The 24781-nt window shown below is 64.1% G+C and carries 26 protein-coding genes; 14 read left to right on the top strand and 12 right to left on the bottom strand.

Annotated features, from left to right (window positions below; all coding sequences use genetic code 11):
* Positions 1-4: 4 nt before the first annotated feature.
* From hutH (CO671_RS15305) to CO671_RS15325, 5 genes are all read right to left on the bottom strand, one after another.
* Positions 5-1495, bottom strand: coding sequence for a histidine ammonia-lyase (gene hutH, locus CO671_RS15305; RefSeq protein WP_097606622.1), 1491 nt, complete (start codon positions 1493-1495; stop codon positions 5-7).
* On the bottom strand, positions 1492-2268 hold the full coding sequence (locus CO671_RS15310; RefSeq protein WP_097606623.1) for an ATP-binding cassette domain-containing protein: 777 nt from the start codon (positions 2266-2268) through the stop codon (positions 1492-1494). Before CO671_RS15310 ends, hutH (CO671_RS15305) begins: the two co-directional genes overlap by 4 nt.
* Positions 2269-2293: 25 nt before the next feature.
* Positions 2294-2998 carry an ABC transporter permease subunit gene (locus CO671_RS15315; RefSeq protein WP_040111352.1) on the bottom strand — a complete coding sequence of 235 codons (705 nt, stop codon included), beginning with the start codon at positions 2996-2998 and terminating at the stop codon, positions 2294-2296.
* A gap of 10 nt (positions 2999-3008) precedes the next feature.
* The gene (locus CO671_RS15320; protein ID WP_097606624.1) at positions 3009-3734 is read right to left on the bottom strand and encodes an ABC transporter permease subunit; all 726 of its coding nucleotides are present in this window, start codon (positions 3732-3734) and stop codon (positions 3009-3011) included.
* 105 nt (positions 3735-3839) lie between these two features.
* Positions 3840-4682, bottom strand: a complete 843-nt coding sequence (locus CO671_RS15325) for a transporter substrate-binding domain-containing protein (protein ID WP_097606625.1) — start codon at positions 4680-4682, stop codon at positions 3840-3842.
* Between the two features lie 195 nt (positions 4683-4877).
* Here CO671_RS15325 and hutC (CO671_RS15330) point away from each other — a divergent pair, with 195 nt between their 5' ends.
* Positions 4878-5633, top strand: a complete 756-nt coding sequence (gene hutC, locus CO671_RS15330; RefSeq protein WP_097606626.1) for a histidine utilization repressor — start codon at positions 4878-4880, stop codon at positions 5631-5633.
* A gap of 31 nt (positions 5634-5664) precedes the next feature.
* On the opposite strand, the gene hutC (CO671_RS15335) is transcribed toward hutC (CO671_RS15330), so the two are convergent.
* The gene (gene hutC, locus CO671_RS15335; protein ID WP_097606627.1) at positions 5665-6387 is read right to left on the bottom strand and encodes a histidine utilization repressor; all 723 of its coding nucleotides are present in this window, start codon (positions 6385-6387) and stop codon (positions 5665-5667) included.
* A gap of 61 nt (positions 6388-6448) precedes the next feature.
* On the bottom strand, positions 6449-7795 hold the full coding sequence (locus CO671_RS15340) for a formimidoylglutamate deiminase (protein WP_097606628.1): 1347 nt from the start codon (positions 7793-7795) through the stop codon (positions 6449-6451).
* 122 nt (positions 7796-7917) lie between these two features.
* Here CO671_RS15340 and hutI point away from each other — a divergent pair, with 122 nt between their 5' ends.
* The 6 genes from hutI (at position 7918) to CO671_RS15370 (ending at position 14868) form a co-directional block, all read left to right on the top strand.
* The gene (gene hutI / locus CO671_RS15345) at positions 7918-9180 is read left to right on the top strand and encodes an imidazolonepropionase (RefSeq protein WP_097606629.1); all 1263 of its coding nucleotides are present in this window, start codon (positions 7918-7920) and stop codon (positions 9178-9180) included.
* On the top strand, positions 9177-10712 hold the full coding sequence (gene hutH, locus CO671_RS15350; RefSeq protein ID WP_097606630.1) for a histidine ammonia-lyase: 1536 nt from the start codon (positions 9177-9179) through the stop codon (positions 10710-10712). Before hutI ends, hutH (CO671_RS15350) begins: the two co-directional genes overlap by 4 nt.
* Positions 10713-10868: 156 nt before the next feature.
* Positions 10869-11696: an N-formylglutamate deformylase gene (gene hutG / locus CO671_RS15355; protein ID WP_097606631.1), complete on the top strand. Its 828-nt coding sequence runs from the start codon at positions 10869-10871 to the stop codon at positions 11694-11696.
* Positions 11697-11809: 113 nt separating this feature from the next.
* A complete protein-coding gene (gene hutU, locus CO671_RS15360) occupies positions 11810-13483 on the top strand; it encodes a urocanate hydratase (RefSeq protein WP_097606632.1) in 1674 nt (557 codons plus the stop codon).
* Between the two features lie 5 nt (positions 13484-13488).
* Entirely contained in the window at positions 13489-14064 is a 576-nt protein-coding gene (locus CO671_RS15365; protein ID WP_010030116.1) for a HutD family protein, read from the top strand.
* 174 nt (positions 14065-14238) lie between these two features.
* Positions 14239-14868: a J domain-containing protein gene (locus CO671_RS15370; protein ID WP_097606633.1), complete on the top strand. Its 630-nt coding sequence runs from the start codon at positions 14239-14241 to the stop codon at positions 14866-14868.
* A 12-nt stretch (positions 14869-14880) separates the two neighbouring features.
* Here the strand turns inward: CO671_RS15370 and CO671_RS15375 are convergent, their stop codons facing one another.
* Together CO671_RS15375 and CO671_RS15380 are read right to left on the bottom strand one after the other, a co-directional pair.
* Complete coding sequence (locus tag CO671_RS15375; RefSeq protein ID WP_097606634.1) at positions 14881-15582, bottom strand: DUF899 family protein; 702 nt, start codon at positions 15580-15582, stop codon at positions 14881-14883.
* 476 nt (positions 15583-16058) lie between these two features.
* The gene (locus CO671_RS15380) at positions 16059-16241 is read right to left on the bottom strand and encodes a hypothetical protein (protein WP_010028543.1); all 183 of its coding nucleotides are present in this window, start codon (positions 16239-16241) and stop codon (positions 16059-16061) included.
* A gap of 69 nt (positions 16242-16310) precedes the next feature.
* On the opposite strand from CO671_RS15380, the gene CO671_RS15385 reads away from it, so the two are divergent.
* Positions 16311-16949 carry an alpha/beta family hydrolase gene (locus tag CO671_RS15385; protein WP_097606635.1) on the top strand — a complete coding sequence of 213 codons (639 nt, stop codon included), beginning with the start codon at positions 16311-16313 and terminating at the stop codon, positions 16947-16949.
* Here the strand turns inward: CO671_RS15385 and CO671_RS15390 are convergent.
* From CO671_RS15390 to pcaQ, 3 genes are all read right to left on the bottom strand, one after another.
* Complete coding sequence (locus tag CO671_RS15390) at positions 16946-17644, bottom strand: RES family NAD+ phosphorylase (protein WP_097606636.1); 699 nt, start codon at positions 17642-17644, stop codon at positions 16946-16948. The genes CO671_RS15385 and CO671_RS15390 overlap by 4 nt on opposite strands.
* Positions 17641-18153, bottom strand: a complete 513-nt coding sequence (locus CO671_RS15395; protein ID WP_010028981.1) for an MbcA/ParS/Xre antitoxin family protein — start codon at positions 18151-18153, stop codon at positions 17641-17643. The genes CO671_RS15390 and CO671_RS15395 overlap by 4 nt, the downstream gene beginning before the upstream one ends.
* A gap of 71 nt (positions 18154-18224) precedes the next feature.
* Positions 18225-19142 (bottom strand): pca operon transcription factor PcaQ, encoded by a 918-nt coding sequence (gene pcaQ, locus CO671_RS15400; protein ID WP_097606637.1) that lies wholly within the window; start codon positions 19140-19142, stop codon positions 18225-18227.
* Positions 19143-19787: 645 nt separating this feature from the next.
* Here pcaQ and pcaD point away from each other — a divergent pair.
* From pcaD to CO671_RS15430, 6 genes are all read left to right on the top strand, one after another.
* On the top strand, positions 19788-20597 hold the full coding sequence (pcaD, locus tag CO671_RS15405) for a 3-oxoadipate enol-lactonase (RefSeq protein WP_097606638.1): 810 nt from the start codon (positions 19788-19790) through the stop codon (positions 20595-20597).
* A complete protein-coding gene (gene pcaC / locus CO671_RS15410; RefSeq protein WP_016736535.1) occupies positions 20594-20992 on the top strand; it encodes a 4-carboxymuconolactone decarboxylase in 399 nt (132 codons plus the stop codon). The genes pcaD and pcaC overlap by 4 nt, the downstream gene beginning before the upstream one ends.
* A 9-nt stretch (positions 20993-21001) precedes the next feature.
* Positions 21002-21751 carry a protocatechuate 3,4-dioxygenase subunit beta gene (pcaH, locus tag CO671_RS15415; protein WP_016736534.1) on the top strand — a complete coding sequence of 250 codons (750 nt, stop codon included), beginning with the start codon at positions 21002-21004 and terminating at the stop codon, positions 21749-21751.
* Positions 21751-22362 (top strand): protocatechuate 3,4-dioxygenase subunit alpha, encoded by a 612-nt coding sequence (pcaG, locus tag CO671_RS15420; protein WP_097606639.1) that lies wholly within the window; start codon positions 21751-21753, stop codon positions 22360-22362. Before pcaH ends, pcaG begins: the two co-directional genes overlap by 1 nt.
* Before the next feature lie 193 nt (positions 22363-22555).
* A complete protein-coding gene (locus CO671_RS15425) occupies positions 22556-23602 on the top strand; it encodes a 3-carboxy-cis,cis-muconate cycloisomerase (protein WP_097606640.1) in 1047 nt (348 codons plus the stop codon).
* Positions 23603-23917: 315 nt separating this feature from the next.
* Positions 23918-24748 carry an MBL fold metallo-hydrolase gene (locus tag CO671_RS15430; protein ID WP_097606641.1) on the top strand — a complete coding sequence of 277 codons (831 nt, stop codon included), beginning with the start codon at positions 23918-23920 and terminating at the stop codon, positions 24746-24748.
* Positions 24749-24781: the final 33 nt, after the last annotated feature.

Here is a 24781-nt window from a genome sequence, read left to right on the forward strand (position 1 = left end):
TCGCCTAGACAGCCGGCGGCGCGGTCTCGCGGATCAGGCTGCGCACGGCCTCGATATCACCATTCAGCGGCCGCTCGTCGCCATAATGCGAGATGCACTGCCGCACCGCCTGGTAGACGAGATCCGTGCCCGGCGCCCGCGGCGCCGTCGCCATCAGGAAATCATGCGCCTGGGCAGCCGCCATCAGTTCGATCGCCAGGATATATTCGGCATTGTCGATGACGGCGAGCAGCTTGCCGGCGGCGGCTGTCGGATGGGCGAGGAAATCCTCCTGCAGGCCGGAGGTCAGGCCGCCGTCCAGGGCCGCGGGCGCGGCAAGGCGGCGGTTGTCGTTGCTGAGGGCTGCTGCGGTATATTGGGCGATCATGAAGCCGGAATGGCTGCCGGCATCGCTCGCCAGAAACGGCGGCAGGCCGCTGACCAGCGGATTGACCAGCCGGTCCATGCGCCTTTCGCTGATCGCGCCGATCTGCGCCAGCGCGATGGCGAGACTGTCGGCCGCCTGCCCGAGCGCCGGCGCCACGGCATGCGCCTCTGAGGAGACGATCGGATTTTCGGGCGTGCCCGAGACGGCGGGATTATCCGTCACCGAGGCAAGCTCCTGATCGGCGATACGGGCTGAATTGTCGAAAACATCGCGGGCGGCGCCATGGGCATGCGGCACCGAGCGCAGGCTCAGCGCATCCTGGGTGCGCCGGCCGAAGGCGGCGGCGACGAGGCCGCTGCCCTGGAGGCGGGCGCGCAAGGTGGCGCCGACTTTCGCGATCCCGGCCGACGGGCGCAGTGCCAGCACCGCCTCGTCGAAGGCGGCGATCTGGCAGCCTGCCGCTTCCAGCGTCAGTGCCGCGATGGCATCGGCCCAGTCGAGCAGCCGTTCGGCGCGCAAAAGTGCTGCGGCGGTGAGCCCGGTGGCGCAGGCCGTACCGTTGACAAGGCTCAAGCCCTCCTTGGCGCCGAGCACCAACGGCTGAAGGCCGATCGCCGCCAGCGCCTCACGGCCGCTCATGCGCCGGCCGGTGAGCGTGGCGCTGCCTTCGCCGATCAGAACGAGGGCGGTATGGGCATTGTGGGTGAGGTAGCCGGCCGAGCCTTTCGACGGCACGTCGGGAATGCAGTCATGCTCCAGCAGGGCTGCGAGATGCTGGACGATCTCGCGCCGCACGCCGGAATGGCCATGGGCGAAATTGGCGATCTGGACGGCGATGATGGCGCGCACGTCGCGTCCGGCCAGCAGCGGCCCGACGCCGCAGGCATGGCTGAGCACGATGCTGCGCGACAGCAGGCTCTGCGAGGCCCGGTCGACGACCGTATCGGCGAGCGCCCCGACGCCGGTGTTGACGCCGTAGGCGCGCACGCCGGTCTCGACGATACGCTCGACGATGCGGCTTGCCTGCTCAACCCGCGCCCAGGCGGCCGGCGACAGCGCAAGCGCCTCCCCTGCCCCGACGCGCGCGACGTCGCGCCAGGTCAGCACTCTATCGATGGTGATCGTCATTGACCGCTTCCGAAATGGCCGATGAACTGGCGGAAGGCGGGTGTGGCGCCTGTTGTGAACATTTCATCCGGCTTGCCGCTGCTTTCGATCAGCCCCTCGCGCATGAAGACGACACGGTTCGAGACGTTGCGGGCAAAGCTCATCTCATGGGTGACGACGAGCATGGTCATGCCTTCCTCGGCAAGCGCCCGCATGACCCGCAGCACCTCGCCGACAAGTTCCGGATCGAGCGCCGAGGTCGGCTCGTCGAAAAGCATCACCTTCGGTTTCATCGCCAAAGCGCGGGCGATTGCAGCCCGCTGCTGCTGGCCGCCGGAAAGATGGGCGGGATAGGCATGGCGTTTATCAGCGATGCCGACCTTTTCGAGCAGCGCTTCGGCCTCGGCGATGCAGTCGGCGCGCGGCCGCTTCAGCACATGGATCGGGCCTTCGATGACGTTCTGCAGGATGGTCATATGGGACCAGAGATTGAAGGACTGGAACACCATGCCGAGCTCGGAACGGATATGGTCGACCTGCTTCTGGCTCGCCGGTTTGCTGCGCCCGTTCTTGTGCACCATCTCGATGTGCTCGCCATCGACCCAGATCTCGCCGTCGCTGGCGGTTTCGAGCAGGTTGATACAGCGCAGAAAGGTCGATTTGCCGGAGCCGGAGGCGCCGAGCAGCGAAATCACGTCGCCATCCTCGGCATCGAGGGAAATGCCGCGCAGCACCTCGTGCGTGCCGAAGCTCTTGCGGATATTGCGGACCGAAAGTCGGGTTACGCCTGGCATGGTTGCTCCAATCAGGTCAAATCGCTTACGCCTTCAGCGGCTGCGGGGCCGCGCGGCGGTGTCGGGACAGCGAATATTCGAGCAGGGCCATGCCCTGCAGGATGATGAAGTTCAAAACGAGATAGATGATCGCCGCACAGAGGAAGACTTCCATCGTCCGGTAGGTCTGCGAGATCAGCCGCTGGGCGACGCCGGTGACCTCCCAGACGGTGACGAGGCTGGCGAGCGCCGTCGATTTCATCATCAGCACGATCTCGGTGGAATAGGCCGGCAGCGCGTGGCGGAAGGCGATCGGCGCCAGGATGCGGCGCACCATCAGGAAGCCGGACATGCCGATCGAGCGCGCCGCCTCGATCTCCTTCGGCGAAACGGCGCGAATGCCGCCGCGAAAAATTTCCGCCGTGTAGCCTGCCGTGCAGAGCGCCAGCGACAGCACGGCGCAGACCATCGGCTCACGCAGGAAGGGCCAGAGGAAGGAATAGCGGATGACGCCGAACTGGCCGAGGCCGTAGAACACCAGGAACATCTGGATCAACAGCGGCGAGCCGCGGAAGACGAAGATATAGCCCTTGGCGAAACCCGACAGATAGCGGTTGCCGCTGACCCGCATCGTGACGATGACCAGCGCCAGCAGGCCGCCGAAGAAGATCGACAGTGAAAACAGGATCAGCGTCGTCGGCACGGCCTTCAGCAGCGTCACCATGGTCGAGGCGAGAAAGGTGAAATCCATCATCGCCTCCTTATGCCTGGCCCATGGCGGAGGCCGGCATGCTGCGATTGGCGCGGCGCTCGGCACCGTTGAAGATGCGGTCGGAAAGGCTGGTCAGGATCAGGTAGAGGCAGCCACCGGCGATGAAGAACAGAAAATATTGCCTGGTCGAACCCGCCGCCACCTGGCTGGTGCGCATCAGCTCGGCAAGACCGGTGACCGAGATCAACGCGGAATCCTTGAGGCTGAGCTGCCAGACATTGCCGAGGCCGGGAATGGCGAAGCGAAGCACCTGCGGGATGATGATGCGGCGGAAGCGCATGCCGCGATGCATGCCGATCGCCGAAGCGGCTTCGAGCTCGCCCTTGGAAATGGCGAGGAAAGCGCCGCGGAACACCTCCGCCTGATAGGCGCCGGAGATGATGCCGACGGCAAGCGCGCCGGCGGCAAAGGAGGGCAGGCCGAGAAAACCCTCATAGCCCATCGCCTTGCCGATCGAGGTGACGGCCGAGGAGCCGCCGAAATAGATGAGATAGATGATCAGCAGTTCCGGCACGCCGCGAAACACGGTCGTATAGACATTGCCGAGCGCCACGAAGAAGGGATTGCCGGAGAGCTTCGCACCCGCCACGATCGCGCCCAGCACCGCGCCGATCGCAAGCGCCGTCGCGGTGACGGCCAGCGTCATCAAGGCGGCGAAAATAAGCAGCGCGCCCCATCCCGTCGAGCCAAAGCCAAGCAGTTCCAAACTTGCCATATCGTCCGTTCCCCGTCCGCGGCAGTGTTTTGTGGATTGACAATAACACGCAGTCCCCGGCGATAAAGCCGGAGACCCGTGTCTGCGGCCGAAGGGCCGAAATGCTTACTGCTGCGGGCTGACGTCCATCTTGAACCACTTCATCGAGAGGTTCTTGACCGTGCCGTCGGCAAGCGCCGACTTGATCGCCACGTTGAGCTTGTCACGCAGGTCCGTATCGGCCTTGCGCAGTCCGAGGCCTTCACCCTCGCCCCAGATCGGACCGGCGATCTCGGGACCGGTGAAGTCGAGCGCGCCGTTGGCGGCCTGGAAGGCATTGGCGAAATAGACGGCGTCATCGAAGCCGAGGTCGATGCGGCCGTTCTGCAGGTCGAGGTCGCGGTCGGCGCCGGTCTTGTATTCGCGGATCTCGGCAATGTCGCCGAAATTGTCATAGACGAATTTGGCGTACACGGTCGCCGCCTGAATGCCGATCGTCTTGCCCTTGAAGAGTTCCTTCAGAGCGTCGATCTCCTTCACGCCGGTCTGGCCGGGTGTCATCTTGATCGTGGCGCCGGTGCCGGCGGCTTTTGCCAGCGGGCCGTCCTTGGCGGTGGCGAAGGCGGCGGGCGTCGCGGCATAGGGAACGGTGAAATCGATGACCTGCTTGCGCTCCTCGGTGATCGACAGCGCATCCATGATGACGTCGAACTTGCCGGCATTCAGCGCCGGGATCATGCCGTCCCAGTCGGAGGCGACCAGCGTGCATTCGATCTTGGCGCGTTCGCAAAGCACCTTGGCAAGCTCCGGCTCGAAGCCGCCGAGCGTGCCGTCGGCATTGGTGAGGTTCCACGGCGCATACGCGCCTTCAAGCGTGATGGTCGCCTTCGTCCAGTCCTTGGCAAAGGCGGGAGCGGCAAAGGTGGAAAGAGCGGCGACGCCGCAAAACAGGATTGCGCTGAATTTCATTGATGAATTCTCCTCTGGAGTTGAAACAGACCTTGCGGCGTCTTCCGCCGATCTTCGCCGGCTTGCCCTTTCCGTCCTATTTTCGTCTCAAGGACCGATTGGGAGGTTGTATATGGTACCATATGAGATATTTTGTGATATGCAAGTGGAAAGTCGATTATGTGGCAAATTGAATCCGTGCATAAGGAATAGGCAATGAAGGGGTCTGGCGAGATGAAGCGCGACCTGGCGGGAAATGACAGCACGCCGCTCTATGCCGGCGTCAAGCAGGTGATCCTCGATCGCATCCACAGCGGCGAATGGCCGCCGAAATACCGCGTGCCGTCGGAAAACGAGCTGGTCGTCGAGCTCGGCGTCAGCAAGATGACAGCCAACAGGGCGCTGCGCGAACTCGCCAATGAGGGCGAGCTCGTCCGCATCCAGGGCGTCGGCTCCTTCGTCGCCGAGCGCAAGGGCTATTCGGCGCTGTTCGAGGTGCGCAACATCGCCGAGGAAATCGCCGAACGCGGCCATCTCCACGAGGCTTCCGTCGTCATTCTCGCCCGGGAAACCGCCTCTCCCGAGATTGCCGACGCCTTGGAACTGGCAATCGGCGCCGCCGTTTTCCACTCGCTGATCGTGCACAGCGAAAACGGCGTTCCGGTGCAGATCGAGGACCGGTTCGTCCATCCGGAAGCCGCGCCCGAATATCTCGAGCAGGATTTCACGACGCTCACGCCGAACGCCTATCTGACGGCCGCCGCCCCGCTCAGCGGCTCCGAGCACGTCGTCGAGGCGGCAATGCCGCAGGCCTGGGAATGCAAGCTCCTGACCATCCTGAAGAGCGAGCCCTGCCTGACGATCCGCCGGCGCACATGGTCGGCAAAACAGGTGGTCTCGACCGCCCGCCTCGTCTATCCCGGCTATCGCTATCGGTTGGAGGCGCGTAGCGGCAAGCTGTTCGAGGACTAAAACACCCGATATCTTGTATATGGAACCTTGTCTATTGTGACGCCGGCGTGAACCGCGCCACCAGCGCATGACGATCGCCGGGATAGGTGAAGCGCACATGGGTCACCGGGCCGGCGCCACTCCAGGTGCGGCGCTCGACCACCAGGCAGGCGGCGTTGCGGGGGATGTCGAGGGCGGCGGCCACCTCGGCATTGGCGGAAACGGCGTGAATCCGGTGCTCGGCGGCGCTCCACGGCACCTGGTTGAGCAGCCACGGCCCCGGCGCCACCGTCAGGAAATCGGCATCGGCGGCCTCCGGCACGGTCGCAAGGCTGATCAGCCGCTCCTCCAGGCAGAAGGGCCGTGCGCCGGCATTGTGGATGCAGACCACCTCGACGACCGAGGACGCCACAGGCAGTTCCAGCCGGCGACTGTCTTCCGCCTTGGCCTTGCGGCTCGCCTTCTTCGCAACCGCATAGGAATAGGGCAGGTTCAGCGACTGCACCTCGGCCTTGATGTCGTGGATTTCGAGAACCGCCGATTGCGCCTGCGGCTGGGTGACGAAGCTGCCGGATTTTTTGCGGCGCTCGATCAGGCCGGCCTTGGCGAGCTGGGTCAGCACCTTGTTCACCGTCATCCGCGAGACGTCATACTGGGTGGCGAGATCGACCTCGAAGGGAATGCGATGACCCGGCGGCCATTCGCCCGAGACGATACGGCCCTCGATGTCGCTCAGGATGCGCTGATGCAAGGTGGGGTCCCTGCTTTGATTCATCGCCACGTTCCGATTGGTTTCCCGATCTAGTCCGAATGCCCCGCTCATGAAAAGCGCTTTTTCAGCCGGCCAGCAATTCGCCCATCGCGGCGAGGAAACGCCGGTCGATGGCGTCGCGCTTGAAATGACGCCCGCCTTCCACCTGCTTGCGGCCGCGCGCCCAGACGCAATCGACGGAAACGCCGCCGGCAAACAGCCAGTGATCGAGAATCTGGTCGCCGGAGAGATAGGGAACGGCCGACGTATCGAGCGAAACGAGATCGGCGTGATGGCCCTCGGCGAGACCGGCCGGGGCTTTGAGCGCCGCGCCGCCGCCGGCGAGCGCCTGGCTGAACAGCGCAAGCGCCGTCGAACCGCCGGGTGCGGCAATGACGTTGCGGGCGCGAAGCGCCAGACGCTGCGAATATTCGAGCTGGCGCAGCTCCTCCGGCAGCGAGATCCGCACGTTGGAATCCGAGCCGATGCCGTAGCGCCCGCCCTCTTCGAGGAAAAGCGGCGCGGCAAAGGCGCCGTCGCCGAGATTGGCTTCGGTGATCGGGCAGAGACCGGCAATCGCGCCGCTTTTCGCCATCCGCCGTGTCTCGTCCTCGGTCATATGCGTCGCATGGATCAGGCACCAGCGCTCATCCACAGGCATATGATCCAGCAGCCATTGCACGGGCCGCGCTCCCGACCAGGCGACGCAGTCCTCGACCTCCTTCACCTGCTCGGCGACATGGATATGGATCGGGCCGTCGCCCGCCATCGGCACGAGCATCGCCAATTCCTCTGGCGTTGCGGCGCGCAGGCTGTGCGGCGCAAGCCCGAGCTCGGCGCCGTCGAGCCGGCCGGTCACGCCACGGCATCCCTCCATCAGCCTTTCGAAGCTTTCGAGCGAGTTGATGAAGCGCCGCTGGCCGTCGATCGGCTGAGCGCCGCCGAAGCCGGAATGGGCATAGAAAACCGGTAGAAGCGTCAGACCGATGCCGGTCTCCTGGCTCGCCGCCCCGATACGTTCGGCAAGCTCGGCGATATTGGCATAGGCCGCGCCATCCCTGTCGTGATGGAGATAATGGAACTCGCCGACGCGGGAAAAGCCTGCCTCCAGCATCTCCGCATAAAGCTTGGCCGCAACCGCCTCGACATGCTCCGGCGTCATCGCCAGCGCGAATTTGTACATGACGGTGCGCCAGCTCCAAAAGCTGTCGTTGGCCGGACCGCGCACTTCGGCAAGACCGGCCATCGCCCTTTGGAAGGCATGGCTGTGCAGATTGCCCATGGCCGGAACGATCAGAGCATGGCGCTCATCGCCGGGCGCGGCGGCAACGCCGGCCTCGACCCGGGCGATGCGCCCGCCTTCCAGCGTCAGCCGCACGTCCTTCTGCCAGCCTTGCGGCGTCAGCGCCGTGCCTGCGTGAACTGTGGTCATGGCCTTTTCTCCACTTCTGCCGCGCCGCCGATCTTTCTTTTCCAGAAGAGCGCGCAAAATTTCTCTTGTCACCTGCTTATTATGTATATACATGTTTCGGCATAAGGAAAGGCGCAAAGCTGATGACTGGGAACAATTTTTCTGAAGGAACCCCATCCGCTGACGTCAGGCCGGTGCTGTGGCGCAACGCACGGCTGGCGACGCTCGCGCCTGATAGTCCGGGGCTCGGCATCGTCGAAAAGGGTGCCGTGCTCACCGAAAATGGCCGCATCGCCTTTGCCGGCGCCGAAAGCGAACTGCCGGCATCAGCCATCGAGCGCTCCGAAATCGTCGATCTCGAAGGCCGCTGGATGACACCCGGCCTCGTCGACTGCCACACCCATATCGTTCACGGCGGCAATCGCGCCCGCGAGTTCGAGATGCGGCTTGAAGGCGCGACCTATGAGGAGATCGCGCGGGCCAGCGGCGGCATCGTCTCCTCGGTTCAGGCGACCAATGCGCTGTCGGTCGAAGAACTTGTCGCCACGGCGCTGCCGCGGCTCGATACGCTGCTTGCCGAAGGCGTGACGACGATCGAGATCAAATCCGGCTATGGCCTCAACCGGAGCGGCGAAGTGAAGATGCTGCAGAGCGCCCGCCTGCTCGGCCATGTCAGGCCGGTGCGCGTCGCCACCAGCTATCTCGGCGCCCATGCGACGCCGGTGGAATATAAGGGCCGCAACGGCGACTATCTCGACGATGTCGTGCTGCCCGGCCTCGACGACATGTACAATCTCGGCCTTGCCGATGCCGTCGACGGCTTCTGCGAGGGCATCGCCTTTTCGACAGCCGAGATCGCCCGCGTGTTCGACAAGGCCAAGACACTCGGCCTGCCGGTCAAGCTGCATGCCGAACAGCTCTCCAATCTCGGCGGCGCCAAGCTGGCGGCCGCCTATGGCGCGCTTTCGGCCGATCACCTCGAATATCTCGACGAGGACGGCGTTGCCGCAATGGCCGCTGCCGGCACCGTCGCCGTGCTGCTGCCCGGCGCCTTCTACGCCATACACGAAAAGCAGAAACCGCCGGTGGAGGCGCTGCGCCGGGCCGGCGTACCGATCGCGATCGCCACCGATTGCAATCCCGGCACCTCGCCGCTCACTTCGATGCTGCTGACGATGAACATGTCGGCGACGCTGTTCGGCCTCACCGTCGAGGAGTGCATCGCCGGCGCCACCCGTGAAGGCGCGCGCGCGCTCGGCCTGCTGACGGAAACGGGAACGCTCGAAGCCGGCAAGTCGGCCGATCTTGCAGTCTGGAATGTCGAAAGCCTCGCCGAGCTCGTCTACCGCATCGGCTTCAATCCGCTTCATACACGCGTCTTCAAAGGCGAAAGGAACGGTCGATGACCATCACGCTCCACCCGGGCTCCGTCTCGCTCAGCGATCTCGAGACCATCTATTGGACCGGCGCGCCGGCAAGGCTCGATCCCGCCTTCGATGCCGGCATCGCCAAGGCCGCCGGCCGCATCGCCGAGATCGCCGCCGGCAATGCGCCGGTTTACGGCATCAATACCGGCTTCGGCAAACTCGCCTCGATCAAGATCGACAGCGCCGACGTCGCCACGCTGCAGCGCAATCTCATCCTGTCGCATTGCTGCGGCATCGGCGCGCCGCTGCCGGAAAATATCGTCCGGCTGATCATGGCGCTGAAGCTGGTTTCGCTCGGCCGCGGCGCCTCCGGCGTGCGGCTGGAACTGGTGCGGCTGATCGAAGCCATGCTGGATAAGGGCGTCATTCCGCTGATCCCGGAAAAGGGCTCGGTCGGCGCCTCCGGTGATCTCGCGCCGCTCGCCCATATGGCGGCCGTGATGATGGGCGAGGCCGAAGCCTTCTTCGCCGGCGAACGCCTGCCCGGCGCCACAGCGCTCGAAAGGGCCGGACTGAAACCTATCGTGCTTGCCGCCAAGGAAGGCCTGGCGCTGATCAACGGCACGCAGACCTCGACGGCGCTGGCGCTCGCCGGCCTCTTCCGCGCCCATCGCGCCGCGCAATCGGCACTGATCACCGGCGCCATGTCGACCGATGCCGCCATGGGCTCTTCGGCGCCGTTCCATCCGGATATTCACACGTTGCGCGGCCATAAGGGCCAGATCGATACCGCAGCCGCGCTGCGCGGCCTGCTCGAAAACTCCGTCATCCGCCAGAGCCATATCGAGGGCGACGAGCGTGTGCAGGATCCTTACTGCATCCGCTGCCAGCCGCAGGTCGACGGCGCCTGCCTCGATCTCTTGCGCTCGGTCGCCCGCACGCTGGAAATCGAGGCCAATGCGGTGACCGACAATCCGTTGGTTCTGTCGGACAATTCGGTTGTGTCAGGTGGCAACTTCCACGCCGAACCGGTCGCCTTCGCCGCCGACCAGATCGCCCTTGCCGTCTGCGAGATCGGCGCGATCTCGCAGCGCCGCATCGCGCTGCTGGTCGACCCGGTGCTCTCCTACGGCCTGCCGGCCTTCCTCGCCAAGAAGCCGGGCCTGAATTCCGGCCTGATGATCGCCGAGGTCACCTCGGCGGCGCTGATGTCTGAGAACAAGCAGATGTCGCACCCGGCCTCGGTCGATTCGACGCCGACTTCGGCCAACCAGGAAGACCATGTCTCGATGGCCTGCCACGGCGCCCGCCGTCTGCTCGGCATGACCGAGAACCTGTTCGGCATCATCGGCATCGAGGCGCTGACCGCAGCCCAAGGCGTCGAACTGCGCGCGCCGCTTTCGACGAGCCCGGAGCTTTTGAAGGCAATCGCCGCGATCCGCAGCCAGGTGCCGAGCCTCGAGAGCGACCGTTACATGGCGGGCGATCTCGCCGCCGCAGCTGAGCTGGTCGCGACGGGGGCGCTGAACGCCACCGTTTCGAATGGCATTCTGCCGGTCTTGGAGGGTTGAAATGATAGTGAACAAGAAAGTCCCCTCCCCAACCCCTCCCCACAAGGGGGAGGGGCTAACCTCGCGGCTCCCGTTGCATTCAATTTTGAACGCAGAGCACGCGGCTAGTTCTAGCCCCTCCCCCTTGTGGGGAGGGGTTGGGGAGGGGTTTTTGCCATGACCACACCATACGAAATCCGTCAGGGCACCTCCCCCGTCATCCTCGCCTTCCCCCATACCGGCACCGACGTGCCGCCTGACATCGCCGATCGCCTCAACGACAATGGCCGGATCCTCGCCGATACCGACTGGCACATCCACCGGCTCTATGACGGCCTGCTGTCCGACGCGACGACGGTGCGCGCCACCTTCCACCGTTATGTGATCGACGCCAACCGCGATCCCCAGGGTGTCAGCCTCTATCCCGGCCAGAACACCACCGGCCTCGTTCCGGAAACGGACTTCGACGGCAAGCCGATCTGGAAGGATGGGCAGGCGCCTGACGAGGCCGATATCGCCGCGCGGCTCAGAGATTTTCATGCGCCCTATCACGCCGCTCTTGCCGCCGAGATCGAGCGCGTCAGAGCAATGCATGGTGTCGCCATCCTCTATGATTGCCACTCGATCCGCTCGCACATTCCCTTCCTCTTCGAAGGCAAGCTGCCGGATTTCAATATCGGCACCGATATGGGCAAGACCTGCGACGGCGCCATCGAGCAGGCGACCCTCACCGTCGTCGAGGCCGCCGAAGGCTATGACAGCGTGCTCAACGGCCGCTTCAAGGGCGGCTGGACGACCCGCCATTACGGCCGGCCGGAAACCGGCGTGCATGCGATCCAGATGGAGCTCGCGCAATCGACCCATCTGCAGACGGAAGCGCCGCCCTTTGCCTACGACACCGCTAGAGCGGACCGGCTTCGCGGCCATCTCAAAGACATTCTGGTGCGCATCGAGCAGATCGCACTAGAACAGGATGATTTTAGGCCGGTTCGGCCGAAAATCTGAATCCTGTTCTAAATTAAATAGTTAGAGCATGATGCTGTCCGAAAACCGCTGACACTTTTCGGCATCATGCTCTGGGCCTGAAACGATAACGATCACTCGACAGGGGAACCGCCATGAGCAATCCACGCCATAACATCCGCGAAATCCGCGCACCCCGCGGCAATGAGCTCAATGCCAAGAGCTGGATGACCGAAGCGCCGCTGCGCATGCTGATGAACAATCTCGATCCCGATGTCGCGGAAAATCCGAACGAACTCGTCGTCTATGGCGGCATCGGCCGCGCCGCCCGCACCTGGGAGGATTTCGACCGCATCGTCGCGACGCTGAAGACGCTGACGGAAGAAGAAACGCTGCTGGTGCAGTCCGGCAAGCCGGTCGGCGTCTTCCGCACCCACAAGGATGCGCCGCGGGTACTGATCGCCAATTCCAACCTGGTGCCGCACTGGGCGACCTGGGATCATTTCAACGAGCTGGATAAGAAGGGCCTTGCCATGTACGGCCAGATGACGGCCGGCTCGTGGATCTATATCGGCACGCAGGGCATCGTGCAGGGCACCTACGAGACCTTCGTCGAGGCCGGCCGCCAGCATTATGGCGGCAATCTCAAGGGCAAATGGATCCTGACCGGCGGTCTCGGCGGCATGGGCGGCGCCCAGCCGCTCGCCGCCGTCATGGCCGGCGCCTGCTGCCTCGCCGTCGAATGCAATCCGGACTCGATCGATTTCCGCCTGCGCACCCGCTATCTCGACGCCAAGGCCGAGACACTCGACGAAGCGCTCGAGATGATCGACCGCTGGACCAAGGCCGGTGAAGCCAAATCCGTCGGCCTGCTCGGCAATGCCGCCGAAATCCTGCCGGAAATGGTCCGCCGCGGCATCCGCCCCGATATCGTCACCGACCAGACCTCGGCGCATGACCCGATCAACGGCTACCTGCCGAAGGGCTGGACGATGGCCGAATGGAAGGCCAAGCGCGAGAGCGATCCGAAGGCGGTGGAAAAGGCGGCGCGCGCCTCGATGCGCGAGCATGTCGAGGCGATGATCGCCTTCTGGGATGCCGGCATTCCGACCCTCGACTATGGCAACAATATCCGCCAGGTCGCCAAGGACGAAGGCCTCGAAAACGCCTTCGCCTTCCCGGGCTTCGTGCCGGCCTATATCCGGCCGCTGTTCTGCCGCGGCATCGGTCCCTTCCGCTGGGCGGCCCTGTCGGGCAATCCCGAGGATATCTACAAGACCGACGCCAAGGTGAAGGAACTGCTGCCCGACAACAAGCACCTGCACAACTGGCTCGACATGGCCAGGGAGCGCATCGCCTTCCAGGGCCTGCCGGCGCGCATCTGCTGGGTCGGCCTCGGCGACCGTCACCGCCTGGCTCTGGCCTTCAATGAAATGGTCAGGAATGGCGAGCTTTCGGCCCCGATCGTCATCGGCCGCGATCATCTCGACTCCGGTTCGGTCGCCTCGCCGAACCGCGAAACCGAGGCGATGAAGGACGGCTCGGACGCCGTCTCCGACTGGCCGCTGCTGAACGCCCTGCTCAACACCGCGTCGGGCGCCACCTGGGTATCGCTGCATCACGGCGGCGGCGTCGGCATGGGCTTTTCCCAGCATTCGGGCGTCGTCATCTGCGCCGATGGCACGGATGATGCGGCCAAGCGCCTCGAGCGGGTGCTCTGGAACGACCCGGCGACCGGCGTCATGCGTCACGCCGATGCCGGCTACGACATCGCCCTCGACTGCGCCAGGGACAAGGGCCTGCGCCTGCCCGGCATTCTGGGGAACTGAGTCTCGTGCGGATCCTGCGCGCCGCCGATCATAAGCGCATGCCGTGGAAAAACGGCGGCGGCGAAACGGTGGAGATCGCCGTTTCGCCCGAAGAGGCCGGCCTTGCCGGTTTCGACTGGCGCGTCAGCATGGCGACCGTCGCAGCCGACGGGCCGTTCTCGATCTTTCCCGGCATCGACCGCACCCTGGCGATCCTCGACGGCAACGGCATGGTGCTCGACATCGAAGGCGGCACACCGGTGCTGCTGACGGTGGCGAGCGACCCGCTGGCCTTCTCGGCGGATATCCCGGTCACGGCCAGGCTCCAGGATGGCGCGATCACCGATCTCAACGTCATGACCCGCCGCGACGGGATTGCCCATAGGCTCGTCCGCATCGAAATCGCTGGCGGCAAGACCGTGCCGCTGACGTCGCCGACATGCCTGCTGCTCTGCCACCGCGGCACCCTGTCGTTCCGGCAGGGCGCCGAGACCGGCGCGCTCGCGGCCGGCGATGCGCTGCTGATCGAGAATGCTGGGGAAAGCGTGCTTGAAATCGACGGTGAAGCCAAATGTTATCTCGTCTCGATCGCTACAGCCTGATCCTATCGCAACGGCTTGGAAAGATTTGATAATCACGGAATGGTCCAGGCGTTCGCATCGGCTATTTCGATGTCGGGCCATGGACGTCATTCGTGCTTTCGGTCTAAACTTCGCCTTTCTGATGCAGAAGAAGACCTAGACTGCCCGCGAGACCAGGGCAGCAGGGGAGCAGGCGTGACGGATCCATACGATATTCTCGGCGTTGAACGCGATGCGGACGAAGCGCAATTGAAGGCAGCCTATCGCAAGCTCGCGAAGGTCGCCCACCCGGATTCGGGCGGCGATTCGCAAGCCTTCGACAATCTGCAGAAGGCCTATGCGCTGCTCCTCGATCCGGTCCGCCGCAAGGTTTACGACGATACCGGCTACGACGTCGAATTCGCCGACGCCGCCGAATTGCAGGCGCTTGTCATGATCGAGAAGCTCGTCACCGATGCAGTGCTCGACGAGCGCGCGCCGGGAAGTTTCGATCCCGTCGCCGTCATGCAGGACAGCCTCTCGGAGGAACTGCGGAAAGCCCGGTTCAGCAAGAGCGAACTGGAACGCCATGCCTCGCGAATCGGGCTGCATCTGGAGCGGCTCGCCAAAGAGTCGGGCCGCGATGTGCTCGCACACATGTTCCGCGCCCGCATCGAGGCGATCGCCAAGGCGGTGGCCGAAACCGAAGCGAAGATCAAGGCGACGGAACGCGCCGCCGACATGCTGAGCGGCTATATCTACGATATCGACCCGACGCCGCTGCCGGAGGTCACGGTCACCAACATCGAATGGGCCGAGGCACCGAGAAACCGCTCCATCGGCTGACGGCCTGCAGCCTCAATAGGACAGCTTCGGATACCAGTCCGGCGCCCGGCCTTCGGGCGTGGCATCGAGCACGGTCCAGAGCGGCATCGGATCGGGCGCGCCGCGCGGATCTTCGCCGGGATCGGCCGTCACCTCGCCCATTTCCTCGCTCCAGAAATGACGAATGGTGCCGTCGCGCCGCGTGAAGACGTTGAAGGCGGCGCCATCGCTGCCATCCCTGCCGATCGCGTGATAATCGCGGCTGTATTCATCGGTCATATCCGAATAGAGCGGCAGGTGATGCCAACCGCGCTCCTTCTTGAAAGCGAGCAGCCTTTCGATCGGCGAGCGGGCGACGACGGCAAGCGCCACGCGTTGCTGCATATCGGGCACTTCGCCATCCCAGGCCGACAGCAGCGAGGTGCACATCGGACACGGGCGCTCGCGTTCACGCCCGTACATGTAACTGTAGACGACCAGCGTGTCCTTGTCGGCGAAGAGCTCGCTGAATGAGACCGGCCCATTGCTGCCTTCGAAGCGGTAGTCTTTCGTCACCGCGCCGCCCGGCGGCAGCGCCCGGCGCTGTCTCGCCACGCGCTCGATGTGGCGGCGCAATTCGATCTCTTCGGCGAGCAGCGCATCGCGGGCGATGCGATATTCCTCGCTCTCGTTGGGGAAATGGACGCCGTTCTTTGCCGCAAGCACGGCGGCGGGTACGAGATTCTGATTGTTCATGGTCATATCTCCTACAATTGCCTGAGAACGTGCTGACCTGCAGCACATCGTTAAGATGACGATCGGCGGATGCGAAAATCGACAGCACCGCGCAAAAAGCACCGCAAGAAAAAAACCCACTTCGGAATCCCGAAATTCGCCCGCTTCGGGATTCCGAAATGCGCGGGCTTTTTTGCCCCGCCGGCGCGGAAAAATATGCAATGATTTCAGTCCCGCAGCCAATTTCGGGATTCCGAAGTGCTATATAGATTTTGGTGGGAGTTCCTCAAGATCGCCCAGCTTCGATAGCGAAGCCCCGAGGATGTCCGAAAGCAAAAAGGGCGCTCGACCCTTGCGGGGAGCGCCCTTATCCTGTCGGACAGCAAAGGGTTCGACGACGTCGATACCCCGAGCATCCGTTTTTCAGGCAGGGCTGGTATATGCGCCCTTTGCGTCGCGGTTTCAAGGGCCGATCTGCATCATAGTTCTGTGATCCCCTAAAAGGCGACGCCGGTCACGGGGTTGGCCACGGGCCGTTCGCTTTTGTCCCCCTCCCCGGCCGGCTGCACGGCCGGCGGCGCCATCGAACCTGAGTCAGCGGGCTCAGCTTTCCCAGGGACGGCGGCGACGTCCTTGGGACGGCGCTGCTCCGGCTTTACGTTTTCGTCGTTCGTTGACATTGTCTGTCTCCTTTCCAGGAACAAGTCACGGCCGTCGACATGGTTCCGATGGCGGATGGAGGATTGCCGATGCTTGACAGGTTTCTGCTGCAAGGCCCCGAGGATGCCCGCTTCACCATCCTGCTTGCGCATGGCGCCGGCGCGCCGATGGATTCGGCGTCGATGACGGCCGCGGCGGAAGCGCTTGCCGATGTCGGTTTCCGCGTTGCCCGTTTTGAATTCGCCTATATGGCTGCCCGCCGCACCGGAATCCGCAAGCCGCCGCCGCGCGCCGAAACGCTCAATCCCGAATATGAGGCGGCGATTGCCGCGCTCGGCGCAGAGGGCTCCCTCATCATCGGCGGCAAGTCGATGGGCGGCCGGGTCGCCAGCATGGTCGCCGACGATCTCCGCGACAAGGGGAAGATCGCCGGCCTCCTCTGCCTCGGTTATCCCTTCCATCCGCCCGGCCAGCCGGACAAGCTGCGCACCGGCCATCTCAAGGGGCTCGCGACGCCCGCGCTGATCTGTCAGGGCACGCGCGACGAATTCGGCACGCGGGACGAGGTGCCGGGCTACGATCTCTCCGACCGGATCGAAATCCTCTGGCTCGAGGACGGCGACCACGACCTGAAGCCGCGCAAGAAAATCTCCGGCTTCTCGGCTGCCGATCACCTCGCCGCGATGGCGCAGGCGGCCAAGGCTTGGGCCGAGCGGTTGCCGGTTTAAGCGCCGGCTTTCGGCTGCCGTCGTCGGCTTGCAAGCTTCCTGACGTCGATGCGCCGATCGGCCGCGAAAACGGTGATTTCGAAATGATCGGCCTGCAGCACATCGCGAATGTTGCGCGGCCGATGCGCGGCGATATTCACCCCGCCTCTCAGCCGCACACTGTTATAAAGAATGCCGGCGCCGCCGCTCGAACGCACCTCTTCGCCCAGCACCTGCGACGCCGCATAGCTCGCGCCGTCGTAGACATCGGGCCGCAATGTCTGCTCGCCGCGAATGTCGAGATAGTCGCCGATCAGAGTGGCCTTGTAGCTTCGATAGGTGCGCGCCATCGTCGTCACCCCGCGCGCGACAGTCTCGCGCCGGAGGTGATGGCCGACCTCGGCGGCGGCTGTCTTCAGATTGTCGGCGGCATACCAGGCGCCGAGATCGGGGCCGTTGAAACGCATGCCGCCCGGCGCGACATGCAGGAACGCCGCCATCACGATGCTGGCATTCGGACTGCCGTAAACCCATTCATCCCTCGCAAGCCGCTGGATGCGGTCGGCGACAAGGCGATCATTGGTCCAGCCGACCAGTTCCATCACGGCCTCGAGATCGGCCGCCCGCGTCACCGTGTCGAATAGCCCGATCGGCGGAAATTGCGATGGGATCAGCCGGTAGGACGGCCGCGGCGCCTCGGCAAAACGCTCGCTCACCGGAAGACGATGTCCGCGTCTTCGTACGGCGTGAAGGCCTCGTCGAGCCTGTTCGGCGGCATGTAGAGGCCTCCGCGAGCGCCATCGAGGAACCGGCGCACGGTCATCAACCCGTCCTGGGTTCCGTTGGTGACGATATCGAGCGGCGGATGGCCGCCGAACACCGGCGCCTGGTGCGGCGTGCGCAGCCAGGCGACGCCGGCGTGTTCGTCGGAAAACAGCACGCCAAGCGCCTGATGAATGCCGAATACGGCGGAGATCCGGGTCAGCGTATCGACATCGAGCGTGAAAGCCCCGTGCTCGCGCGCCTGTTTGGCCCAGCTGTGATAGGTCGAGCGGGAGGGATAGCCGAGCACGAGCAGCCGCTGCTCTTCGTTCAAGCCCCAGAGATCGGCAATCGCCAAAAAGGTCCGCAAGGCCGGCGGGCTCAGCCGCCGTCGGTTTGCCGGCGCAAACCGCTCCGTTTCCAGCCGTTCCGGCTCCTGCTCCCTGCGTCGTGCCTGCTGCATGATGCTCTCCTGTCCTGAACTAGATTTAGTCCAAATCTGGGCATTCAGCAAGCAAATTTGAAGAGCTGAGCTCAGGAAAGCTCCCGCGCCGCCTCGCGGATCGTCTGCATCAGGATCGATTGCGCCGCCGACGGCACGGCATCGGTGCGCATCGTCAGCCCGACCGGCCCCTTGGTCTCGCCGGTATCGACCGGCAGAAGCGCCAGCCGCCCATCGGCGACATCGCCGGCCACCACGCCGTTGGAAATGATCCAGATCGCATCGCTTGCCCTGAGGAAGGCGCGGCCGAAGGCATCCGACACCGTCTCGATCTGGTTCGGCAGGCTGGAGACGCCGTTGGCGATCAGGAAATTTTCGACAACCGGCCGGATGATCGAACCGCGCGTCGGCATCAGCACCGTATAGTCCCCGAAGGCTGCAAACAGCGACTGCCGACCGTCAAGCAGCGGATGACCGGCGCGCACGGCAAACACCACCTGTTCGGAATAAAGGTGCTCGAAGGAAAAGCCCGCCATCTTTTCGGCGCCGGCCAGGCGCCCGACGACCAGATCGAGGTCGCCGACGCGCAGCTCTTCCAACAGCACCGCGTTCTCGCCGGTGACGATCTTCACCCGGCTCCACGTCTTCTCCTGAAGAAAGAGCTCCATCGCCCGCGGCATGATGCGCGACGAGACCGTCGGCAGGGCGCCGATGCGGATCGGCGGCGCTTCGGCGAACTGTTCCTGCGATACGGAATCGAGACCCTGGCGCAGCGCCGTCAGCGCCGCCCCGGCATGCCGCAGGAAAACCTCGCCGTAGCGGGTGATCTTGATACCGCGGCCGTCGCGCTCGAAGACATCGACGCCCAGCACCTGCTCCAGTTCACGGATCGTCTTTGTCACCGCCGGCTGGCTGACATGCAGCAATTCGGCCGCCTTCATCACGCTCTTTTGCCGCGCCACCTCGACAAAGGTCTGCAGATGGCGAAACTTGATGCGGCTATCGATCATTGTTCCCATAACTCCTGGGTTATCGAAAAGCCAGAAAATATCATTTTACTTAACCGGATCAACCGGTCAGTTTTATTATTAGGAGTGGGTGCCGTTGGATTGGTTCCCCACGGCGGGTTTGTCGAGAAAGCCAACCCCACTTTCCGTCATCCTCGGGGCTTGACCCGAGGATCCATGCCCGCTGGGTGCCGTGTGGATGCTCGGCTCAAGGCCGAGCATGACGGAGGGTGGGTAGGCGGATGGAGCCATTCGCGACGTTGTCGCCCATGTCGGAATGCGCTTGCCAGGTGAACTGACTTGATGAGGAAGTGACGTGCAATTTGTGAGGGGCAGCCACCCCGCTCTCCGTCATCCTCGGGCTTGACCCGAGGATCCATGGCGCGGCTATTGGTGGATGCCGCGTGGATGCTCGGCTCAAGGCCGAGCATGACGGAAGCGCCAATGGCCGCCCCTCACCCTAGCCCTCTCCCCGCAGGCGGGGCGAGGGGACGTGCCAAACGGAGCGTCGAGGTTGAGGGAGACGGTGCGGCATATCTCCTTCTCCCCGCTGGCGGGGTCTGAAGACGGGTCGAGACGCGTGGCTCGACCCAGGCAAGGTGGCGGCAGCCGGATGAGGGGCTGCCCGGCTGATTTGAGGAGAGTGACGTGCAATTCGCCCGCATAAACGACGTAACGATCCATTATCAGGTCATCGGCGCTCCCGCCGACCGGCCGGTGATCGTCTTCATCAATTCGCTCGGAACGGATTTCCGCATCTGGCGCGATGTCGTGGTGCGGCTTGCCGGCGACTTCGCCATTCTGCTTTACGACAAGCGCGGCCACGGCCTTTCCGATGTCGGCCAGCTCCCCGCATCGATCGAGGACCATGCGACGGATCTCGCCGGCCTGCTCGATCTGCTCTCGGTCAAGGACGCCGTCATCTTGGGCCTCTCCGTCGGCGGCCTCATCGCCCAGTCGCTCTATCAGCGCCGGCCGGATCTCGTCGGCGCCCTGATCCTCAGCGACACCGCCCACAAGATCGGCACGGCGGAAAGCTGGAATGCCCGCATCGCCGCGGTCGAGAAAAACGGCATCGGCAGCATCGTCGACGCCATCATGGAGCGCTGGTTCACGCCTGCCTTCCGCCGGCCCGAAAACACGGCCTATTCAGGCTATTGCAACATGCTGACGCGCCAACCGGTCGAAGGTTATATCGCCGCCTGCGAAGCGATCCGCGATGCAGATTTCACCGAAGCGGCCAAGAGGATCGCAGTGCCGACGATCTGCATCGTCGGCGACCAGGACGGCTCGACGCCGCCCGATCTCGTGCTTGCGACCGCGAAGCTGATCCCGGGCGCCCGTTACGAGGTCATCCCGGACTGCGCCCATATCCCCTGCGTCGAGCAGCCGGAAGCGCTGACGGCGATCATCCGCGCCTTCCTCACATCGATTTCGCCTGGAGAAAGCAGCCCATGAACGAGACACCCTCCGAACGCTACCGGCAGGGCATGGCGACCCGCCGCGCCGTGCTCGGCGATGCCCATGTCGACCGTGCCGCCGCGACCGCCACGGAGTTCGACCGCCCCTTTCAGGAGCTGATCACCGAAGCGGCCTGGGGCCATGTCTGGTCGCGGCCTGTCCTGACCAAGCGCGAGCGCTCGATCGTCACCATCGCGCTGCTGGCGGCGCTCGGCCAGGACGATGAGGTCGCCATGCATGTGCGCGCCACCGCCAATACCGGCGCCACCCGCGAGGATATCTGCGAGGCGCTCCTGCATGTGGCGATCTATGCCGGCGTTCCCGCCGCCAACCATGCGATCAAGATCGCCAAGCAGACCTTTGCACAAATGGACGCCGAAAAGGCGGCCTGAGGGGGAAACATGTCCGAATTGGTCAATCGCAAGCCGGAGACCGGCGCCTTCTTCGCCCGCGACCGCGCCTGGCACGCGCCGGCGCTGACGCCCGGCTACAAGACGTCGGTGCTGCGCGCGCCGCAGCGCGCCCTGCTGTCGCTCGACGGCACGATCTCCGAGACGACAGGTCCGGTCTTCGGCCATTCGATGATCGGCGAGCTCGACAACGACCTGATCCTGAATTATGCGCGGCCCGGCGAAAGCGCCATCGGCGAACGCATCATCGTCCACGGCCGCGTGCTCGACGAGCGGGCAAAGCCGGTTGCCGGCGCGCTGGTCGAGTTCTGGCAGGCCAATGCCGGCGGGCGCTATCGCCACAAGAAGGAAAGCTATCTGGCGGCGATCGACCCGAATTTCGGCGGCTGCGGCCGCGCCATCACCGATGAGGAAGGCCGCTATCATTTCCGCACGGTGCGGCCCGGCGCCTATCCCTGGCCGAACGGCGTCAACGACTGGCGTCCCGCCCATATCCATTTCTCGATCTTCGGCCACGGTTTTGCCCAGCGGCTGATCACCCAGATGTATTTCGAGGGCGATCCGATGATCTGGAAATGTCCGATCGTCGGCACCATCCCGGACAAGGCGGCGATCGAGCAGTTGATCGCGCCGCTCGACTGGGGCAACACCATTCCGATGGATTCACGCGCTTATAAATTCGATATCGTGCTGCGCGGCCGCCGCTCGACGATGTTCGAAAACAGGCTGGAGGGCAATTGATGCAGCAGCTCGGCTATCTCAAGGAAACCCCGTCGCAGACGGCCGGTCCCTATGTCCATATCGGCCTGACACCGAATTTCTGCGACATAACAGGCGTCTACGACAGCGATCTCGGCGTGGCGATGGTCAACAACAAGACGCTCGGCGAACGCATCACCGTCACCGGCCGCATCTTTGACGGCGCCGGCGCCCTGGTGCGCGACGCCGTCGTCGAGATCTGGCAGGCCGACAGCGCCGGCCTCTACAACAGCCCCTCGGAAATGCGCGGCGCCGCCGACCCGAATTTCACCGGCTGGGGCCGCTGCCCGACCCGCGCCGAGGACGGCGTCTACAGCTTCGAGACCATCAAGCCCGGCCGCGTCCCGTTCAAGGACGGCCGCAGACAAGCCCCGCACATCACCGTCTGGATCGTCGCCCGCGGCATCAACATCGGCCTGCAGACGCGCATGTACTTCCCGGAGGAGGCTGAGGCCAACGCCGCCGACCCGCTGCTATCGCGCATCGAACATCGCGAACGCGTCGCAACGATGGTCGCCACCCGCGACGGTGCGACGTGTTATTTCGACATCCGTTTGCAGGGTCCTGACGAAACGGTGTTTTTGGATATTTGAGGGGCTGGCCGGTGGCTTCGATGGAAAGCCCGTTGCCCGAAGCCCCCTCACCCTACCCTCTCCCCAGGGGAGAGGGGATGTGCCATACGAGATGACATGCCCATAGGCGCCTGCGCTGCCTCACACACCTTCTCCCCTCGGGGAGAAGGTGGCGGCAGCCGGATGAGGGGGCCGCAGCCACAAAGAGCAGACCATGAGCGCATCGCCCTTCGACCACCCCTTCCTCTCCGGCCTACTCGGCGACGATGAGATCGCCCCTTATTTCTCGGCTGAAGCCGATCTCCGCGGCATGCTCTCTTTCGAGGCCGCGCTCGCCAAGGCCGAAGCCGATCACGCCGTCATCCCCGCGGAAGCGGCAAGACAGATCGCCGAAGCCTGCGCCGGCTTTTCCCCCGATCTCGCCAGTCTTCGCGCGGCAACGGCGCGCGATGGCGTCGTCGTCCCCGATTTCATCAAGCAGCTGCGCGCCGCGGTCGGCGAGGAAGCGGCCAAAAGCCTGCATCTCGGCGCCACCAGCCAGGATGTCATCGACACCAGCCTGATGATCCGGCTAAAAGCGGTGGTTTTCCTGTTTGCCGGCCGGCTGTCCGCCATCGTCTCAGGCCTCGATGCGCTCGAGCGCCGGTTCGGGGGCAATAGTCTGATGGGCCATACCCGCATGCAGGCGGCGATCCCGATCACCGCCGCCGACCGTCTCGCTGCCTGGCGCGCGCCGCTAACGACCTATCGCGACCGCCTGACCGAGCAGAATTTCCCCGTTCAGTTCGGCGGCGCGGCCGGTACCCTCGACAAGCTCGGGCCGCAGGCCGCAGCCGTGCGCGCCTCGCTCGCCCAGGAGCTCGGCCTCACCGACATCGGCCAATGGCAGAGCACGCGCCTTGTGATCGCCGATATATCAGGCCTGTTCGCCTCGATCTCGGGCAGCCTCGGCAAGATCGGCCAGGATATCGCCCTGCTCGCCCAGATGGGCCGCGAGATCGAAATTTCAGGCGGTGGCACTTCTTCGGCCATGGCCCACAAGCAGAATCCCGTCGCCGCCGAAGTCCTGGTCTCGCTGGCCCGCTTCAACGCCACGGCGCTCTCCGGCATCCACCAATCCCTTGTCCATGAACAGGAACGCTCGGGGGCCGCCTGGACGCTCGAATGGCTGCTGCTGCCGCAAATGGCCATGGCAACGGCCGCCTCGCTGCGGCTCGCCGGAGAACTCATAGGAAATATCAAGAGGCTCGGAACTGCGTGACGCGGCATCGGCAGCAGTCAGCATAGGGCGAGCATTCTGTCGCCCGGCGCGGCAATTGTTTTTTCGATCGCGCGCAACCATCTAATAGGCATGACTTGCAGAAAACGCCCGCCTCGAGCAGCCCATTTACCGAAAACCAACCATACTGGGTTGCTTTCCGACGCGAAAGCCGATTGCTTAGGAGAATATACTTCTTCTTCCGCTAGCGGTTAGGAGAGTGAAAGGGGGCGCAGGCAAACCCGTGGAATTCTGCTGCTTCGCATCGGGATAAACTATGAGTACGATGGCGAAGCGGGAAGGCCGGTTTGAAAAACGATGACGACAGAACAGTTTCAGATAAAATTTTGGGGCGTCCGCGGCAGCATTCCCGTATCGGGCCCCGAATTCGACCGCTACGGCGGTAACACGTCCTGCATCGAAATTCGCTGCGGAAACCATCGGATGCTTTTCGACGCGGGTTCCGGCCTGCGCGAGGCCGGGCTGTCGTTGCTCGCCGACGGCGTCAGCGACGTCGATCTCTTCTTCAGCCACTGCCATTACGACCACATCATCGGCCTGCCCTTCTTCAAGGCGATCTACTATCCCTCGATCAACGTCAACATCTGGTCGGGCCATCTCGACGGCAAGATGAGCACACGGGAAATGGTCGAGCAGTTCATCAGCCCACCCTGGTTCCCCGTCAAGACCGACATCTGTCAGGCGACGATGAACTTCCGCGATTTCCATGCCGGTCAGGTTCTGACCCCGCATGAGGGCATCGAGATCAGAACCTTCACGCTGAACCATCCGGGCGGCGCCATCGGCTACCGCATCGAGTGGCAGGGCCGTTCGATCGCTCTGATCTACGACATCGAGCATATCCCCGGCACATACGATCCGGTCTCGCTGGAAATGATGCGCGACGCCGATCTCGTCGTCTACGACTGCACCTACAATGAAGACGAGATGCAGCGCTTCAAGGGCTTCGGCCATTCGACCTGGCAACACGGCACCGAACTTGCGAAAATGGCCGGCGCCAAGCGCTTCGCCCTGTTCCACCACGCTCCCTCCCGCACGGACGAGCAGCTGGCACAGATGGAAGCGCAGGCCGAGGCCGCCTTCCCCGGCGCCTTCGCTGCCCGCGACAATCAGACCGTGGTGATCTGACCGCTGCCGAACCGCTCCTTTGTCGGCGCAAGG

The organism is Rhizobium sp. M10 (assembly GCF_002531955.1).
Lineage (GTDB): Bacteria > Pseudomonadota > Alphaproteobacteria > Rhizobiales > Rhizobiaceae > Rhizobium > Rhizobium etli_C.